The sequence below is a fragment of the Hymenobacter sp. 15J16-1T3B genome (genome assembly GCF_020711235.1).
In the GTDB taxonomy this organism is placed as follows: Bacteria; Bacteroidota; Bacteroidia; order Cytophagales; family Hymenobacteraceae; genus Solirubrum.
Map to the genome: position 1 here is coordinate 58,822 of NZ_JAJFAV010000010.1, position 16,461 is coordinate 75,282.

Consider the following 16,461-nt stretch of genomic DNA (forward strand, 5'->3'; position numbering starts at 1 on the left):
GGCCCTTAGTCGGCCGGCACGTAGGTAATTTCCGGGGCGTTGCCCTCGGCGTGCTTGAGCACCAGCCGGTCGGCGGTCAGGTCCACCACGCTGATTTTGCGCTCGGTGCCTTCGTCGTTGACCACGGTCAGGGTGCGGGTTTCTTCGTCGAGCTGCCAGTGCATTTTGTTGCTGGCCAGCAGCAGCTTGGCTTTGACCACGCCGTCGGGCCGAAAGTCGTAACGGGCCATTTCCATCACGCGGCGCACGGCATCGGGGTTCTGCGCCAGGGTTTCGGCCTTTTTCGGGTCGCGGGCCTGCATGCGGGCGGTGATGAGCTGGGCGGCGGCATCGATGGAGGCGGGCGCAATGCGCCACTGGCGCAGCAGCAGCTTCTGCAGCTGCACGTAGCTGATTTGTACTTCACCTATGACGTAGCGCTGCTCGGCCAGGGCCACGTCGGGGCCGAGCTGGGCGGCCGGGGAGCTCAGGGCTTGGTAGCCCACGTGCGAAAACGCCAGCGTGGCTGCGTCAGTGGGGACGGTGAGTGAGAAACGGCCGGCTTTGTCGGTCACGACGGTGGTCGGCTGGCCTTCCACCCGCACGGTGACTTGCGGCAGCGGCTCGTTCGAGCCTTGGGCCACGACGCGGCCGCTCACCACACGCTGGGCAAAGGTGGCCGTCGGGAGAAACAGGAGCAGCAGACAGAAACTTTTCAGCATGGGCGTAACGGTGGAAACGAGAGCAACTTCCCGGCAAACGTACGGCGGAGCGGTGGCAATATAGGCTCACACAATGATGTGAGCAGTACCGGTTTCGCCTTAACCCCGCTATACCAAAAACGGGGCCGTGAGGCCCCGTTTTGCAATTGCTAAAGCTGGTGCGGCTTAGTGGTGATGCCCACCTTCGCCGTGCACGTGGCCGTGGTCGAGCTCCTCGCGGGTGGCGTCGCGCACGTCGACCACTTTGCCGTCGAAGTGCATGGTCATGCCGGCCAGCGGGTGGTTGAAGTCCATTTTGACGGTGTCGTTGCCTACGTACACCACTTTGCCCTGCAGGTGGTTGCCGTGGTTGTCGGACATGGGCAGGTAGTTGCCGATCTGCAGCATTTCCGGATCGGATTGGCCGTCGACTTCAAATACCTGCTTGGGCAGGTCCACCAGTGCGTCCTGATCGTATTCGCCGTAGCCCTGCTCGGGCGAGAGGGTGAAGCTAAACGAGTCGCCGGGCTGCTTGCCCTGCAGCTGCTGCTCGAACTCCTCGGGCAGGCCGCTCATGCCGAACAGAAACACCATCGGCGAGTCGGCTTCGGCCTTTTCCACGAGCTGTTTCTCCTGCTCGTCGTTGGTAACGCTCAGGTCGTAGGTCAGCGTCACGACCTTTTGATCTGCAATCTGCATGGGTTCGGGGGGAGGAATAAGGAAAACAATGGCAAGTAAAGGAAAATAACGCGCCGGGTGGGGCTGGGGTTCGGGCAACCCGTGTCGGCGCAAGGCCGTTAGCTGGCATTAATCCAATTTACTGCCGCACTTCATGCTACCCCTTACACCAAAACCCCTCTGCCTCGGCGCTCTGGCCGCCGCGCTGCTGACCGGCTGCAATCAGCAAAAAGACCACGCCGCCGCTACCGGTGCCGCTGCTGATTCGACTTCGGTAACCTCGCCGGCCGGTCCGGCCCCCACCGACACCGTTGCGAAGGTGGGCAACCCGCAGTTGCTTTTCACCCTCGACGACGCGCACAACACCCCCGACGGCCTCGCGCTGGCGCCCAACGGCCACCTGATCCTCTCGGTGCCGAACCTGGCCGACAACACCCAGCCGGCCGTGCTCATGGAAATCGTGGGCGACTCGCTGCGGCCCTACCTGACCAACCTCCCGGTGGAGCCTACTACGAAGAAAGCAGCGCCCATGGACCTCGCGTTCGGGCCCGACGGCAACCTGTACTACGCCGAAAACCAGTACGAAAACAGCAAAGACTACAAGTCGCGGCTGATGCGCGTGACGGTGACCAACGGCAAACCCGGCAAGGTGGAAACCGTGGTCGACGGCTTTGGCCTGGCCAATGCGGTGGTGTGGAAGGGCAATACCATCTATGTCACCGACAGCCAGTGGGACCTGCCCGCCAACGACAAGGGCTCGGCCATTATGCGCTTCAAGCTGGCCGAATTGCAGCGGGGACCTGTGCACCTCAAGCCCAAAACCATGGACCCGCACGTGCTGACCACGTTCACCACGACGGTAAACGAAACCGGCGTCGACAACGGCGCCGACGGCCTGGATTACGACTCGCAAGGCCGCTTCTACACCGGTTCCTTCGGCGACGGCACGCTCTACCGCCTCACGCTGAAGCCCGACGGCGCTTTGGACAAAAAAGAAGTGCTGACGACCGGCGGCAAGCGCATACCCTGCGTCGACGGGCTCATCGTGGACCGCAACACGGACAAGCTCTACCTCTGCAACTCGCGCGAAAATGCCATTGAAATTGTTGACCTGAAGAACAATAACCAGGTCACCACGCTGGCCAAAAACGGGGACACCGACGGCACCGGCGGCCTGCTCGATCAACCGGCCGAAGTGCTGCTGAAAGGCAACCGCCTTTACATTTCGGACTTCGACAAGCCGGAGAAGAACTTCGTGAACAAGAAGTCCGACGCGCCGCATACCATGTCGTACATCGATTTGCCGTAGCGGCGGGGGATGATCAAGCAGCGGCTCACCGCCCGTCATTGCGAGGAGGCACGACGAAGCAATCCTTCCTCTAGCAGCACCGCCGTGACAATGCCCGCGGCCTGAAAACGGCACCGCCCGAACCTGTTGTTGCACAGGTTCGGGCGGTGCCGTTTTCGGATAGCAAGTATTGCGTCGGCGGTGCTACTGGAGGAAGGATTGCTTCGCGTTGCTCGCAATGACTACTGGTGCCACCGTCGTGCCGCCTCGCAATGAGGGCTGATGCCACTGTCTTTCTCAGCGCCCTGGCTGCCGGTGAACCGTTACAAATCTTGAAACTCCCAGGCCGTGCGGTAGGCGCCGATGTCCTCCACGTAGTTCACAAACTCGCGGTAGAAGGCGTTGGAGCTGAGCGTGGCCGAGTCGCCGGTCATCAGCAGCTTGCGGCGGGCGCGGGTCATGCCCACGTTCATGCGGCGGATGTCGGCCAGAAAGCCGATGTCCGAGGCCGCGTTCGAGCGGGTGAGCGTAATGGCAATGATGTCGCGCTCCTGGCCCTGGAAGGAATCGACGGTGCCGATGCTGAGCTGGCGCTTGTTCTGCAATTCCAGCAGCTCGGGTATCTCGTCGACGCGGTCCTTGAGGTAGTTGATCTGAGCGCGGTAGGGGGCGATGATGCCGATGCTGAGCGGTTGCGGCTCGTGGTCCTCGGGGTGGTAGTCCTGCAGCAGCTCCACGAGGCGGCGCAGCAGCAAGTCGGCTTCCTCGGGGTTGGCTACCGAGGGCGAGTCGAGGATACCCAGCTCGGAAAAGCCGCAGCCGGCCGTGTCGATAAACTCCACCGCGCCGGGCTCGGGCGGGAAGCGCAAATCAAAGGCGTGCAGATCGGCACGGCGCACGCGCTCATCGGCCACCAGGCGCCCGCCGTAGAACTGGTCGGAGGAGAAGCGCATGATGTCCTCGTGCATGCGGTACTGCACTTCCAGCATCTTGGCGGTGGCGGGCTGGCGGGTGATGCACTTCTCGAACAGCGTCTCGCGCAAACCCTGGGCCGCCGCTTTTTCGCTCTTGACGGTGGGCGGCAGCTGGCAATGGTCGCCGGCCAGCACCACGCGCTCGGCTTTCGTTATCGGAATCCAGCAGCCCGGCTCCAGGGCCTGGGCGGCCTCGTCGATGAACACCGTCTCGTAGGTGAGGTGGCGGATGGCGCGGTTTGCGGCGCCCACCAGCGTGCAGGTAATCACCTGCACTTTGTCGAGCAAATCCTCGGTGATGTACTTTTCGAGCTGATCCGACTCCTGCAGCATCTGGTGGGCCTGCTCCTTGAGGTGCTGGCGCTGCTGCCGCTCTTCCCAGCCGAAGTTGCGCTTGAACTTGCCCGCCTCTTCGCGGTACTGCTCGGCCGTCTGGCGCAAGCTGCGCAGCTCCGGGTAGTGCTTGTGGGCCATTACCTGTGCGTCGAGCGTGTGCTCCAGCAGCAGATCCGACACCCGCGAAGGGTTACCCATACGAATGACGTTGACGCCGCGCTCGGCCAGCTTTTCGGTGAGCAAGTCCACGGCCGTGTTCGAGGGCGCACACACCAGCACCCGCCGCTCCCGCCGGATGGTTTCCAGGATGGCCTGCACCAGCGTGGTGGTTTTGCCGGTGCCGGGCGGGCCGTGGATGATGGCCACGTCCTTGGCGGCCATGACCTGCTGCACGGCCGCCAGCTGCGAGGCGTTGAGTGGGTTGGGATAATAAAGCTTCTCGGTCTGGGCTTCCGTTTTGAACTCGGCCGGGCGGTGGCCCAGCAGGGTGTCGCGCAGCTCCTGCAGGCGGCCAAAAGCGCCCTGCACCTTCTGCAGAGCGTATTCCATCTCGCGGTAGCTGACCTCGTCGAAGGTCAGGTCGATGCCGAGCTTGCCCTCGTCAATCCAGTCGGGCAGGTCCTCCTTGTTGGTGGCCAACGTGATTTTATTGCGGCGCACCGAGGTGACCACGCCCGAGAGCATGGGCTTGTCGGAGCCGGCGCGGCCGGGGATGTTGCCGAAGATGGCCGCGTTCTTGCCGACCTGAAACAGGTGCAGCTGCTGGCTCTGCCCGGCCGGGCGCTCCAGCTCCAGCACCAGCTTGCCGCCGAAGCCGATGTCTTCCTTGGTGATTTTGATCGGGTACCAGGTCAGGCCGCGGTGCACGCGTTCCGAGATGGTGCTCTTAGCGTTGCGCAGGCGGTATTGCTCCAAATCCTCCTGTTGCTCCAGCTTCAGCAAAGCCTGGACGCGGCGGAGTTCTTCGTAAACGGAGTCGGTAGGGGTATGGGGGGCGGTTTCGGCCAACTTCTTCGGGCTGCTAAGGCTAGGTGTAAACCAGTTCAACACGCGTTGAACGGCAAACGTGCGGCCGAAGGTCGGGGAGAAATGCGGAATGACGTCGAATGGCTGCTCAGCGGGCGGCAACGTTGCGGACGTACCGCCTTAACTGCTCCAAATCTTGATACGCTGGACAAACTATAGCTGCAAATTGACGCAGCGCTTCAGGACTATCAACGTGCATATCTAACGCATAAGCCTCTTCGTCAAAATCCATATGATCAACTAAATCTGGATAGTTACTGCCTTCGATAATCAGCAACGTGACGTCTACCAAAGAGAGCAGCCCTTGTGTAGCTCCATATTGGTCAAATAATGCTTTGTAAGCTGATAAATGGGGCTGATCAAAATCAGCACGTAGCTGATACATCTGTTCTGGTGAGCCGTACTGTGCCCCATCAACAAATTCTACTGCAAAAGGAAAAGAGTTTAGCGTTGTCACATTGGCGGTATGAGTCGGCTAGCAAGTAAAGCAAATAGGCCGTCAGGCTAAGCACATAGCGCGGTAGAGATGCTTCGGCAAGCTCAGCATGACGGCCTATTTCTATTAATCAAGAAGTAATCAGAGCTTAAGATTCCCGATACAGGAATTTATAGCAGTTACAGCCCCATCAGCTCCCGTAGCCCTTCCTTCAACGAAGCAGGCTGCCGCCCCAGCACCTCAGCCAGCTCCGACGTCACGGCGCTTTCCTGCCCGTGCTTGATGTCGGTCATGAAGCCGAGGCTGAGCTGGGCGACGAGCTCGGGCAGGCCGCGCGCTTTCAGGCCGGCCACGAAGTCGGCCGGCTCCACGTCGGTGTAGCGCACTTCGCGGCCCGACAGCTCCGTGAGGGCCGCGGCCACGTCGTGGAAGGAGTAGGTCTGCGCGCCGGTGAAGGTGTAGATGCGGTTGGCGCAGTCGCCCGTGGCCAGCACGTTGGCAATGGCCTCGCCCATGTCGCGGCGCAGGGCGTAGGACACGCGGCCCTCGCCAGCGGGCAGGTAGATGCCGGCTTCTAGCACCCGCGGCCCCACGAATTGCGGCAGCGTGTCCATGTAAAGGATGTTGCGAAACAGCACGTAGTCGAGGCCGCTGGCCCGGATGTAGTCCTCGGTCTGGAAGTGACGTTTCATCAGGTCGTTGACCAAGGCCTCGGGCTCCCGCAGGGCGCGGCCGGTGTAGGCCAGGCAGCGCACGCCGGCGCGCTTGGCCGCGTCCACCACGTTGTGGTGCTGCTGCAGGCCGTCGGCGTCGGCGCCGCCCGACACGAGCAGCACTTTTTCCACGCCCTGCATGGCCTGTTCGAGCGCGACCGGGTCGCGGTAGTCGCCCGTGCGCAGGTGCACGCCCTGGGCTTGCAGAGAGGCCGCTTTGGCCGGGTCGCGCACCAGGGCGGCAAGTTGGCTAGCGGGTAGTTTGGTGAGCAGTTGCTGAATGACGGCCGCGCCGAGGTGGCCGGTGGCGCCGGTGATAAGTATCATGGGGCAGGCCTGCCGGATTGGTGAGCGGCAGGTACTGGCAAAGGTGCCGCCCGCCCGGCGCCGGCGGAATGGCCAAAGGGCGGCAAGAGTGGGCCAAACGGCGGCAATGCCGGCTAGCCGACCTGCTTGTAGGCCTTGGGGGAGCGGCCGTGGCTTTTTTTGAAGAAGCGGCTGAAGGCCGAAGCATCGGCGAAGTGCAGCTGCTCGGCCACCTGCGCCACCGTCAGCGCGGGGTTGAGCAGCCGGGCCTTGGCTTCGAGCATCACCGCTTCCTCGATCCAGGCGCTGGCGGTTTTGCCGGTGGCCTCGCGCACGGTTTCACTCAGGTGCTTGGGCGTGATGCACAGCTGCTCCCCGTAAAACGCCACGCTGCGCTCGGTCAGGCAGTGCGCGTTGACCAGCTGCTTGAAGTCGGCCGCAATCAGCTGCCCACGCGACTGGCCGCCGCGCCGCGCTTCGCGTTGCCGCTCGTACGCGGCCACCACTTCGTAGAGCAGGCTGTTGATCAGGTTTTTGACAATGTCGTCGCGGTAGGCGTGCGGGGCGCGGAGCTTGTCGCGCAGAAAGAGCAAGGAGGCCTGGATGCTGGCGGCCTCGGCAGCGGCCAGGGGCAGCACGTGGCGGGTAGCGCCGTCCAGAAACTGCAAGTGCTCGGGATGGAGACGGTGACCGGCCGTCATGAAGTCGCGGGTGAAAAACAGCGACAGGCTGTCGTGGTCGGCGGAAAAGTCCGTCCACTGCTTGATGGTGTGCGGGGTGATGAGCATCAAGTCGCCGGGCCCGATGGCGTAGGTTTCTAGGTTGGCCTGCAGCTCGGCGCTGCCGCGCAGGCACAGGCCGATTTTGTAGTAGTCGCCGCGGTAGGGCGTGTGCATGGGCGGCCCATCGGTGTGGGTGCTATCGTCCAGAAAGAACACCCCGGCCGCCTCGGCCGCGGGCGCCGAAAAGTACTGAAGCGGGTAGGTCGGGATGGGCGTGGTCATCGAATGGGCTGGATTGCACCCGGCGGGGCGGAATGGACGGCTACCCCGGCGTTGGGCAGCTGCGGGGCCGTCAGGGACGGCCCGCGTCAGGCGGCGGCTACTTTCGTTACGTCCTGGCCCTGAATGGCGGCGGCCATGAGCGCCGGAAACTTGTCGGGCGTGCAGGCAAAGGACGGAATGCCCAGCGCGGCCAGCTTCTCGGCTACCGAACGGTCGAAGCTCGGGGCGCCTTCGTCGCTCAGGGCCAGCAGCACCACCACCGTCACGCCGGCGGCCTGCAGCTCGGCGGCCCGGCGCAGCAACCCGGCGGGGCTGCCGCCCTCGTACAAGTCGCTGATGAGCACCAGGATGGTGTCGGTGGGGCGGGTGATAAGCTGCTGGCAGTAGCCCAGGGCCAGGTCGATGTCGGTGCCGCCGCCGAGCTGCACCCCGAAGAGCAGGTCCACCGGGTCCTGTAAATCCTCGGAGAGGTTGGCCACGGCGGTATCGAACACCACCATGTGGGTGCGCACCGCCTTGATGGAAGCCAGCACCGCCCCGAACACGCCCGCGTACACCGCCGAGGCCGCCATGGAGCCGCTCTGGTCCACGCACAGCACGATTTCCTTGAGCGCCTGCCCGCGCTTGCCGTAGCCCACCAGCCGCTCGGGAACGACCGTGCGGTGCGTGGGCTGGTAGTGCTTGAGGTTGGCCCGGATGGTGGCGCCCCAGTTGATTTCGCGGTACTTGGGGCGTGGGTTGCGCACGGCCCGGCTCAGGGCGCCCTGCACGGCCTGCCGCAGCGGGTTGGCCAGTTGCTGCTCCAGGTCCCGTACCACGCGCTGCACCACCTCGCGGGCGGTGTGCTTGGCTTTGGCGGGCATCACCCGGCCCAACGACATGAGCAAGCCGACCAAATGCACGTCGGGCTGCACGGTGCGCAGGATTTCGGGCTCCTGCAGCAGCTGGTTCAGGCCCAGGCGCTCCATGGCGTCTTTCTGCATCACGGCCACCACCGAGGAGGGGAAGTACTGGCGGATGTCGCCCAGCCAGCGCGACACGCGCGGGGCGGAGGCGCCCAGGCCGCCGCGCCGCTCCTGGCTGTGCTCGTCGTAAAGCTGGGTGAGCACCTCGTCCATGCGGCCGTAGTCGGGGGAGAAGGGCACGGCGTTGGCGGCGTCGGCGGCGGAGCCGAGGACGAGCTTCCAGCGGGCGGTGTGGTCGGCAGCGGACATTAGGCGGAAAATCAGCGAGTGAGGGAAAGCGGCGAGGCGGGCGGCGCCTGGGCATCGGGGGCGGCTGGGGCGCGGCCAGCACGCGAAGCCGGCGGTTGGGCTGGCAAGTACGCAGGGGAAACCGGGCCAGGCAACTCCTGGGCGCGCCCGGCGGGCCAGGGCGGTAGCTGCGTGGCCGCGTTTCGGGTAATTTCGGGCTTTTGCTCCTCGCATGAAACGACGCCACCGCGCCCTACGCGGCTGGGGCGCCTGGCTGCTGCTGGGCGCTGCCGCCTGCACCAGCACCCGCCCCGCCCGGCCCTTGGACGCACCCAAGGAAGCCGAAACCGCGTCGGCGGCCCCCGTGCCCGTAGAACCGGGCGTGAGCCGCGCCCTGGCCGAGTATCGCCGGCAGCAGCTCAGCGGCCTCGGCTACGCGTTGCAGTTGATGGTGCCAACGGAAAAACGGGCGGACATCGTGGCTTCGGAAATCATCCGCTTCCGCTTGAAATCCGTGGCGCAACCGCTGCAGCTCGATTTCAAAGAGCAGACAGAGCGGCTGCAGCGCCTGACGGTGAACGGCCAGCCGGTGCCCATCGACCACCGCGACGAACACCTGATTATTCCCGCCGCCGCGCTGCGCGTGGGCCCGAATGAAATCAGTATCGAGTTCCTGGCCGGTAACCTCTCGCTCAACCGCAACGACGACTACCTCTACACCCTGCTGGTGCCCGACCGCGCCCGCACGGTGTTTCCGGTGTTCGATCAGCCCGATCTGAAGGCATCCTTTCAACTCCGGCTGCATGTGCCCGGCGGTTGGCAGGTGCTAACGAATGCCCCGCTGACTTCGATCCAGCCAACCGTCGACGGGATGGTGCCGGACGCGGAAATCTACTCGTCCGCCCCGTCCGACACCATTAGTACTTACCTGTTCAGCTTCGTGGCGGGCAGGTTTCAGGCCGTTGACCAAAGCGCCGCCAGCCGCAACATGCGCCTGCTGCACCGCGAAACCGATCCGGACAAGCTGCGCCTGAGCCTGGGGCCCATCTTCCAGATTCACCGCGACGCGCTGAGCTTTATGGAGCGGTACACCGGCATCCCTTACCCGTTCAAGAAGCTCGACTTCGCTGCTCTGCCCGACTTTCAGTACGGCGGCATGGAGCACGTCGGAGCCATCGACTACAAGGCCAGCACGCTGTTTTTGGACGCCGGTGCCACCCAGGACCAGCTGCTGGCCCGCAGCTCGCTCATCAGCCACGAAACGGCCCACATGTGGTTTGGCGACCTGGTGACCATGCGCTGGTTTGACGACGTGTGGATGAAGGAGGTGTTTGCCAACTTCATGGCCGACAAAATCACCCAGGTAGCCGTGCCGGGGGCCAATTACGACCTCAAGTTTGTGGTGGACCACTACCCGGCCGCCTACGGCGTGGACCGCACCGCCGGCGCCAACCCCATCCGCCAGAACCTCGACAACCTGCGGGATGCCGGCTCGCTCTACGGCAACATCATTTACCACAAGGCGCCCATCATGATGCGGCAGCTGGAGCGGCTGATGGGCGAAGAGGCGTTCCGCCTGGGCTTGCAGGAGTACCTGAAGAAATACGCTTTCGGCAACGCCAGCTGGCCCGAGCTCATTCAGATCCTGGACGCGCGCACGCCCGCCGACCTGCAGGCCTGGAACCAGATGTGGGTGAACCAGCCCGGCCGCCCGATATTCGACTACGAGCTGAAAACCGACGCGGGCACGATTACCAGTCTGGCCCTGACGCAGCGGGCCGAGGACGGCTCTACGCGCCTCTGGCCGCAGCTGGTTGAGCTGCAGCTGGTGTACGCCGACGGCCGCCGCAAGGAGCTGACGGTGAACATAAATCAGTCGCGGGTGGCGGTGCCCGCGGCCGCCGGGGAGCCGGTGCCGGCGTTTGTGCAGTTCAATTCCTCGGGCCTGGGCTACGGCGTGTTTCCGCTGGACGACCAGCTGAATCTGCCGCGCCGCTACAGCTACAAGGAACTGGGCCAGGTGCTGGGCCAGCGCCTGGCGCTGCTGCCCGAGCCGGTGGCGCGGGCGGCGGCCTACGTCACCCTCTACGAAAACGTGCTCAACCGCCGCTACCTCACCCCGCGCACCTTGCTCGACGTGTACCGGCAGCGCCTGCTGCACGAGCGGGAGGAGCTCAACCTGCGCCTGCTCACCGGGCAGCTCGGCGACCTGTACTGGAAGTTCTTGTTGCCGGCGCAGCGCGCGGCCCTGGCGCCCACGCTGGAGCAGGAGCTGTGGCGGGCCCTGGAGCAGAACCCGGCTCCGAATCAAAAGAAGCTGTTGTTTAAGGCCTACCAATCGGTGGCGCTGAGCCGCGCGGCCCAGCAGCGGCTCTACCAGGTGTGGGAGCGGCAGCAGCCGCCCGCCGGTGTCAAGCTCACCGAAGACGACTACACCGCCCTGGCCCTGGCGCTGGCCGTGCGCGACTACCCCGCGCCGGACCCCATTCTGCCCCGGCAGCTCAGCCGCATTCAGAACCCCGACCGGCAGCAGCGCCTGCGCTTCCTCATGCCCGCCCTCGCGCCCGAGCAGGCCACCCGCGACGCCTTTTTCGCCGGGCTGGCCGACGAGCACAACCGCGAGAAGGAAGCCTGGGTGGTGTCGGCGCTGGGCTACCTGCACCACCCGCTGCGCGTGGCCGCTTCCGAAAAATACCTGCCCCAGAGCCTCGCTTTGCTGGAGCAGATTCAGCAGACCGGCGACATTTTCTTTCCCTACAGCTGGCTGCAGGCGACGCTGGGCTACTACCAGACGCCCACCGCCGCCAATACCGTTCGCGACTTTCTGGCCGCCCACCCGCAGTACAACCCCAAGCTGCGCGCCAAGCTCCAGCAAGCTGCCGACGACCTGTTCCGGGCCGAGCAGCTGACGGCGCAGTAGTAGAAGGCAAAGAATTTCGTCCGTCATCCCGAACAGCGCGAACCGAAGGTCGGCGTAGCTAAGGACCTTCCTCCAGCCCGGCACCAATCGAAAAGTGCAGCCACCAACGCCCGGATGTTGGTGGCTGCACTTACATATTACTGCCGTTACCAAAAAAGCGTCAGTACTTCGTCGGTAGCGGCGGTGCAGGGTGTGAGGAAGGTCCTTCGGCTGCGCCGCAGGATGACGGCCTGCTTTTCATCCGATGCCGTGGGCGTCTAATCACGCTACGCCCAGCAGCTCGCGCAGCACCGGCAGCACCCGGTGCGCCCGTTCCAGGTCCAGGTCGACGAGCTGAGTGGCCGGGCCGGCGCCGGGGCCGCTGACGGCCAGGGCCAGCACCTGCTGCCGCTCGGGCTGGCTGAAGTCGGCGAAGGCGCGGCGCAGCAGGGGCACGGTTTCCTGGAACGCTTCTTCCGCCAGGCCCGCCAGCCACGCATCGAGCAGGTCGAAGAGCGTGCGGTTGTGGATGAGCAGCAGGCCCGAGCCGCGCAGGAAGCCTTCGATCCAGGCGGTGGCGTAGGCGGTGGGCTGGGCGGGGGCCAGCGCCAGGCCGAGCAGGCGGGCGGTATCGTCGGCGGGTAGTTGCTGGGCGTCGAAGAGCAAGCGGGCGGCGACTCCGGCCAGCAGACCGCTGCTGGTCGGCTGCCGGGCCACGGCCTGCAGGGCGGCGTACCAGTCGGCGTGCTGGCTGTCGTCGGGCAGCAGGCGCACGGCCTGGTGGGCGGCTTCCAGGCTATCGAGCAAGGCGCGGGCCGCGTCGACGTCGAGGCCGGTGGTGGCCAGCGGCAGCGAGATGCAGAGGCGCGGCACGAGGTGGTGCACCACCTGCGCCACCTGCCCGGCTTCGGTGCGGCGCACGTTGCCGTAGCGCAGCACCTGCACCAGCGGAGGCAGGGCCGCGAGCAGGTGGGCCACGTCGCGGGTGCCGGCGCTGATGGTTTCGAGCCGGGCCACCAGCGCGGGCAGGGCGGGGGCGAGGTCGGCGCGCAGGGCTTCTTCCAGCAGCTGGCTGATCTGGCCCAGGTCCTGGGCCTCCTGGGCGCGGTGCCCGGCGGCGGCGCTGGCGGCCGCAAGGATGGTATTGCCCCAGCGCCCGGCTTCGAGCACGGCCAGTACCAATTCGGGCCGCCACTGCAGCTCCCACACTTCGTGGAAGGTGCCGCTCTTGCCCGACACCCGCTGCGGCCGGCCCCAGCGCACCCCGAGCAGCTGCAGGCGGTGCAGCAGGTGGCTGCGGCCCAGGTCGGTGTCCTTGCGCAGGTCCAAGGTCAGGGTTTTCTGGGTGGCTTCGGGTTTGAGGCGCAGGGCCTTCTGCTGCTGCGCCAAGTCCTGCTGCAGGGGCGAGGCCGGCAGTTCTTCCGGCACCTCGCCCAGCTTCTCGCCGATGACGAGCTGCTGGTGCACCAGGTCCAGGGCTTCGGCATAGCCGCCCCCGAAAATGCTCACCGCCGCTTCCTGCAGCTCCTCGATGCCCGGCAGGGCCAACCCGCGCACGGCCGCCAGCGCCTCCGCCAGCCGCACTCCTTCGATGGCATGGGCCGAGGAAGCGTCAATCTGCGCCGCCCGCAGCAAGTGCGCCGCCCGCACCATCCAGTGCGTCACCACCGTGGCGTGGGGCTGCTCGAACAGCAGCTCGTACCAAGCCGGCGACAACACGCCCGCCCCGTAGCCCGACTGCCGGGCCAGCCGCTCGTAGGTCCAGGGCACCCAGGTGGCTTCGGTCGTGACCTTTTTCAGCCCCTTCAGCCGGGCCTTGTCGTCTTTGGCGTAGCCGGCCAGGCCCTCGATGCGCAGCACCGGCGCGTGCCAGGCCCCGCAGACCACCGCCGCGCGCTGGTAGCCCTGCTTCAGCGTGGCGCGCAGCGTTTCGCGCATGTAGGCCTCGCGCAGCAGGGTTTCCGCCGATTCGGGCTGGGCCAGCTCCTCGCGCAGGGCCGTCATCATCTGCAGCACCACCGCGAAGGCGTCGGCGTGGCCGGCCGAGTGCTCGATGCGCGCCTCCCACCACCGCTCCCCGTCGGCGTAGCCGTCGAGCTGGGCCAGGTGGCCAATGGGGTCGAGGCGCAGCGGGGCCTCGGCTCTCGGCCCGCCCTCGGCAGTAGCTGCGTCAGCGGGCTGGGTATTGGGAACGGGAAGGGCTTCAGTTTCCGCGGCCTGGGCGGCTTCGTCCGTTTCCTCCGCAGGCGCAGCGGTGTCGCCTGGCACATGCTCCACCGAGTCGGGCAGGGCGAAGCGCAGGGTCATGGGCAGGTCGAAGGCGCGCAGGTGGGCGCCGTGCTGCTGGCACCAGCGCACGGCCTGCCACTCGGGCGAGAAGTAGGCAAAGGGGAGGAACGTGGCCTGCTGGTGCTGCTTGGGGTTATAAACGAGCAGGGCCACCGGCGGCTGCAGGGCCGCGTTGGCTACTTCGGCCAGGGCCTTTTCGCCGTCGGCGGGGCACTCCAGCAGCACGATGTCGGGCTGGTACGCATCAAGCGCCTGCAGCAGCGAGGCGGTGCTTCCGGGGCCGTGGTGGCGGATGCCGTAGAGGCGCAGGTCGGTGGGCATACTCAATCAATCATCCGCAGGGCACGGCCGTCGAATAGGCCAATGCCGTCGTTCTGAGAAAGGAAAACCAACGTGTTGTCGGCGGTAAAAGCTATTTTCAACACATTCATCGGAGAGCCAACCGCGTCACGCTGACCGTTGGTCCAGTGCAACTTGGGCTGCACCACTTTTTCCCAATTCGCCAGCCTTGACAAATCGGACTGGGCGGGGCCGCGAAAAATGCCGTTCTGCGAGTAAAAATACAGGCATTGATTGGAGGCGTTAAAGGCACCGGGCCCGATGTATTCGCCGGATTTGACAAAGAACTTTCCGTCGGCAGAATCCCGTGCAGCTTCGCTCTGCAGAAGGAAACGAGCCTGCAAGTTGGTAAAGCCCACAATGCAGCCGCTCGCAGTGAAATGATGCAAGCCGCAGGTCAGATAGACAGTTGAATTTGCTTCGAATATGGATTTGATTGGGTTCAATTCGATGCGAAATTCGCCAAAGTCGGGAGCCAGGAACTGTTTCTCCTGGGTGTCGAAAACGAAGACGTTGCCACCCCATTCGCCGTAGCCAAAGCCGACCCAGATGCGGTCGGCGCTGTCGATAAAATAAGCGGCCGGCTTACCCCAGGTCGACTGCAGGTTGATTTGGGAGTTGGGCGACTTTTTGGGGAAATACACTTTGCCCGAAGAAGCCGCCCCAATGCCCGCAGTTGTAATGGTAAACAGGTTGCCTTGTCTGTCACTCAGAATGCCAAACGCCGAATGGGCCGCCGTGCGGTTGATTTCCTGCTCTCGTTTGCCCACGTCTTCACCGTTAGGGAGCACCGATACCTTGGTGCCTTTGAGAAGAATAACGTTGTTGTGGGTATCCTTCGAAAAGGCATCGGCCACCAAGTGCCGACTGTTATCAACCTGGTTGGGTTGGTCGAGGGCAATGATCTGAATGGCGCCAGAACTGGTAAGTCCCCAAACTTGGTTGCCTACCGTGAGGATATCCCGGTAGCCGTTGCTCGCCGGAGGATAGCGGTTGATGCTGACCGGACCGGCTGAGCTGGTCAAGGTCATGAGCAAACAAGCAACGAAGAGCCGAACAACAGACTTGACGTGCATAAGCATAGCTGTGCAGAGAGTGGGGTGATGCGTTTTTCGTTATTTGATGCGGAAAGGCACCCGTTTACACACCCACTTCCTGCTACTCCACCACCTCCCGGCAGGCCCGGTACAGGTCCTTCCACCCGTCACGCTCCTTCACCACGGTTTCCAGGTACTCCAGCCACACCACGCGGTCCTGCACCGGGTCTTTCACCACGGCACCGGTGAGGCCGGCGGCCAGGTCGGCGGCCTGCAGGGTGCCGTCGCCGAAGTAGGCGGCCAGGGCCAGGCCGCTGTTGAGCACCGATATGGCCTCGCCGGTGCTCAGCGTGCCGCTGGGGCTTTTGAGCTTGGTTTTGCCGTTCTCCGTCACGCCGGCGCGCAGCTCCCGGAACACCGTCACCAAGCGGCTGATCTGCTCCAGGGCGGCCGTGGTGGGCGGCAGCTGCAGGGCCCGACCGGTTTTCTCCACCCGCGACTGCACAATCTGCACTTCCTCGGCCACCGAAGTCGGCAGCGGCAGTACCACGGTGTTGAAGCGGCGGCGCAGGGCGCTGCTGAGCTCGTTCACGCCCTTGTCGCGGTCGTTGGCGGTGGCAATGACGTTGAAGCCGCGCGTGGCCTGCACCTCGGTGGCCAGCTCCGGCACCGGCAGCACTTTTTCGGAAAGGACGGTGATGAGCGTGTCCTGCACGTCGGCCGGGATGCGCGTCAGCTCCTCGATGCGCACCAAGGCCCCGTCCTGCATGCCTTTGAGCAGGGGCGAGGGCACCAGGGCCGCGGCCGAGGGGCCTTCGGCAATCAGGCGGGCGTAGTTCCAGGAGTAGCGAATGGCATCCTCCGAGGTGCCGGCCGTGCCCTGAATGAGCAGGTTCGAGTGCCCGCTGATGGCGGCCGTCAGGTGCTCCGACACCCAGCTTTTGGCCGTGCCAGGCACGCCGAGCAGGAGCAGGGCGCGGTCGGTGGCCAGGGTGGCCACGGCAATTTCCATCAGCCGCCGCTGCCCGATGTACTTGGGCTCGATCGAGACACCGTTGTCGAGGGTGCCGCCGAGCAGGTACGTGACCACGGCCCAGGGGGAAAGCTGCCAGCCGGGGGGCTTGGGCCGGTCGTCGGCGGCGCGCAGGGCGGCCAGTTCTTCGGCGTACTGCACCTCGGCGTGGGGGCGCAGGATGTGGTCGGTAGGGGGCGTGGCAGGCATGGCGGAGAGGTAAGGGGAGGTAGCGTGGTAAAGCTGGAGGT

12 protein-coding genes are annotated in these 16,461 nt (G+C 65.0%); 2 read left to right on the forward strand and 10 right to left on the reverse strand.

Annotated features, from left to right (window positions below):
* Nucleotides 1-5: 5 nt before the first annotated feature.
* Together LJ737_RS17030 and LJ737_RS17035 are read right to left on the reverse strand one after the other, a co-directional pair.
* Nucleotides 6-701 (reverse strand): carboxypeptidase-like regulatory domain-containing protein, encoded by a 696-nt coding sequence (locus tag LJ737_RS17030; protein ID WP_227767897.1) that lies wholly within the window; start codon nucleotides 699-701, stop codon nucleotides 6-8.
* A gap of 165 nt (nucleotides 702-866) precedes the next feature.
* Nucleotides 867-1,379, reverse strand: a complete 513-nt coding sequence (locus tag LJ737_RS17035; protein WP_227767899.1) for an FKBP-type peptidyl-prolyl cis-trans isomerase — start codon at nucleotides 1,377-1,379, stop codon at nucleotides 867-869.
* A gap of 133 nt (nucleotides 1,380-1,512) precedes the next feature.
* Here LJ737_RS17035 and LJ737_RS17040 point away from each other — a divergent pair, with 133 nt between their 5' ends.
* Nucleotides 1,513-2,667: an SMP-30/gluconolactonase/LRE family protein gene (locus LJ737_RS17040; protein ID WP_227767901.1), complete on the forward strand. Its 1,155-nt coding sequence runs from the start codon at nucleotides 1,513-1,515 to the stop codon at nucleotides 2,665-2,667.
* 302 nt (nucleotides 2,668-2,969) lie between these two features.
* Here the strand turns inward: LJ737_RS17040 and LJ737_RS17045 are convergent, their stop codons facing one another.
* From LJ737_RS17045 to LJ737_RS17065, 5 genes are all read right to left on the reverse strand, one after another.
* Entirely contained in the window at nucleotides 2,970-4,964 is a 1,995-nt protein-coding gene (locus tag LJ737_RS17045) for an AAA domain-containing protein (protein WP_227767903.1), read from the reverse strand.
* Between the two features lie 106 nt (nucleotides 4,965-5,070).
* A complete protein-coding gene (locus LJ737_RS17050) occupies nucleotides 5,071-5,439 on the reverse strand; it encodes an immunity 51 family protein (RefSeq protein WP_227767906.1) in 369 nt (122 codons plus the stop codon).
* Nucleotides 5,440-5,597: 158 nt separating this feature from the next.
* On the reverse strand, nucleotides 5,598-6,458 hold the full coding sequence (locus LJ737_RS17055) for an SDR family oxidoreductase (protein ID WP_227767908.1): 861 nt from the start codon (nucleotides 6,456-6,458) through the stop codon (nucleotides 5,598-5,600).
* 113 nt (nucleotides 6,459-6,571) lie between these two features.
* Nucleotides 6,572-7,441 (reverse strand): AraC family transcriptional regulator, encoded by an 870-nt coding sequence (locus LJ737_RS17060; protein ID WP_227767910.1) that lies wholly within the window; start codon nucleotides 7,439-7,441, stop codon nucleotides 6,572-6,574.
* 86 nt (nucleotides 7,442-7,527) lie between these two features.
* Nucleotides 7,528-8,655, reverse strand: a complete 1,128-nt coding sequence (locus tag LJ737_RS17065) for a VWA domain-containing protein (protein ID WP_227767912.1) — start codon at nucleotides 8,653-8,655, stop codon at nucleotides 7,528-7,530.
* Between the two features lie 211 nt (nucleotides 8,656-8,866).
* Here LJ737_RS17065 and LJ737_RS17070 point away from each other — a divergent pair, with 211 nt between their 5' ends.
* A complete protein-coding gene (locus LJ737_RS17070; RefSeq protein WP_227767914.1) occupies nucleotides 8,867-11,554 on the forward strand; it encodes a M1 family metallopeptidase in 2,688 nt (895 codons plus the stop codon).
* 261 nt (nucleotides 11,555-11,815) lie between these two features.
* Here LJ737_RS17070 and LJ737_RS17075 read toward each other — a convergent pair whose 3' ends face one another.
* The 3 genes from LJ737_RS17075 to LJ737_RS17085 all read right to left on the reverse strand — a co-directional run bounded on the left by LJ737_RS17075 (nucleotide 11,816) and on the right by LJ737_RS17085 (nucleotide 16,420).
* Nucleotides 11,816-14,143: a DUF5682 family protein gene (locus tag LJ737_RS17075; RefSeq protein WP_227767916.1), complete on the reverse strand. Its 2,328-nt coding sequence runs from the start codon at nucleotides 14,141-14,143 to the stop codon at nucleotides 11,816-11,818.
* 2 nt (nucleotides 14,144-14,145) lie between these two features.
* Nucleotides 14,146-15,243 carry a ligand-binding sensor domain-containing protein gene (locus tag LJ737_RS17080; protein ID WP_227767918.1) on the reverse strand — a complete coding sequence of 366 codons (1,098 nt, stop codon included), beginning with the start codon at nucleotides 15,241-15,243 and terminating at the stop codon, nucleotides 14,146-14,148.
* A gap of 76 nt (nucleotides 15,244-15,319) precedes the next feature.
* Complete coding sequence (locus tag LJ737_RS17085) at nucleotides 15,320-16,420, reverse strand: ATP-binding protein (protein WP_227767920.1); 1,101 nt, start codon at nucleotides 16,418-16,420, stop codon at nucleotides 15,320-15,322.
* Between the last annotated feature and the right edge of the window lie 41 nt (nucleotides 16,421-16,461).